Source organism: Psychrobacter sp. 1U2, from assembly GCF_051847575.1.
The window spans coordinates 1-1,593 of sequence record NZ_JBPYDC010000153.1 but is presented as its reverse complement, the minus strand read 5'-3'; the positions used below and the strand labels follow the sequence as shown (position 1 = coordinate 1,593).

1 protein-coding gene is annotated in these 1,593 nt (G+C 43.3%); it reads right to left on the bottom strand.

The genetic code is table 11. The annotated features are described in order from the left end of the window. On the bottom strand, window positions 1-1,593 hold a 1,593-nt coding region (locus ACS8FD_RS14020), incomplete at both ends, for a type IV pilus secretin PilQ (RefSeq protein ID WP_439276321.1).

Sequence of the window (1,593 nt, the reverse complement as noted above, 5' to 3'; positions counted from 1 at the left end):
ATAGCAACTTGATTATTGATGATAGTTGGCGTGCCATTGGTAATCATTAACTGTAGGCCAATCTTACCATCAGGTGTAATATTTGGGGTTGCCTCCAAGCTCAACGCTGCTTCTTTAAAGCTGGTAGAGGTGGCTCCACTAGCTGATGCTTCTTGATAAGGAATTTGTGTACCAGATGAAACCTTGGCGGTTTGTTTATCAGCGGTTAAGATCTTAGGAGTAGAAATAACTTCACCGCGGTTGTCTGCTTGTAATGCTGACAGCTCTAGATCTAGCATGATATCTGACATAGCCAGTAGACCAAAAGCAATACTTCCCGCAGGATTCGCCACACCCAAATCAACGTTTAGATTGTCAGGACGACTGATATCGTAGGAAGGATAAGAGACGGTCTGACCATTGACTGTTGTTGTCTCAACATCAAAATCTTTTAAATCCCACAAGGTTTGATTACTACCACCGACCAGTAGGTTGCGGTTATTGGCTGCACCATTGGATAAGATACCCCAGCGTACACCGATCTCTTTACTAAAACTATCAGAGGCACTCACAATACGCGCTTCGATCATCACTTGACGTACTGGAATATCGATTTTGCTAATAAGCCTATGAATATTTTCAATACTATCAGCCACATCTTTGACGATTAACGTATTGGTACGTTCATCAATCGTTACCGTACCGCGATTGGACAATAGGCTATTGCTATCTTCTACGCGACTACTGTTTGAGCTACCGCCAGACGGACCACTGCCCTGAGAGATAAGGTTGAACACATCTTGAGCTTTAGCATAGCTCAAACGTATATACTCAGTGCGTAATGGCGCATAGGATTCGACGGCTTGCTGAGCTTCAAGCTCTTGCGCTTCTTGTGCTGCAAGCTCAATTGAAGGTGCAATCAGTATAACGTTACCATTTTCACGCTTATCTAAGTTTTTGCTTTTTAGAATAATATCTAGGGCTTGATCCCACGGCACATTGATAAGACGGAGTGTAATATTGCCACTAACGGAGTCACTAGCAACAATGTTCATATCAGTAAACTGCGCTAAGATATCTAGTACGCTACGAATCTCAACGTCTTGAAACTCCATAGATAGTGCTTCACCACTATAGACCTTTTCTTCAAGCGTCGGTTCACGCAATAATTCAGGTTTGCTAATACTGATATTTAGCTGATTGCCTGACTGATACGCTTGATACTCATAGTCACCAGTCATGTTAATCGTAATAACACCGCTTTGACCTTGATTTTTGGTATCAACACTATCTACAAGACCACTGTTAATATTTAAACGACGTAATAAATTTCGAGGCACGGTGCTACCAGTCATACGTACTAATAGCTTGTTACCTTGGCGCTGTACATCAACTGGAATGGCCTCATTGGCGAGCACAATACTGACATTACCGCCACCATTATTCTCCGCTGTAAAATTCAAGGCACTCAGACCGTCGTAACTATATTGCTGGCTTACTTGCGAGGACGCCAGCCTAGGATCTAATAATGGGTTAACGCGAACAACCATCGTGTCAGTAGGCGCTTGTACCTTAATGGCTTCTGAGCCGGTAACGACAGGGGTAACCCCAGCG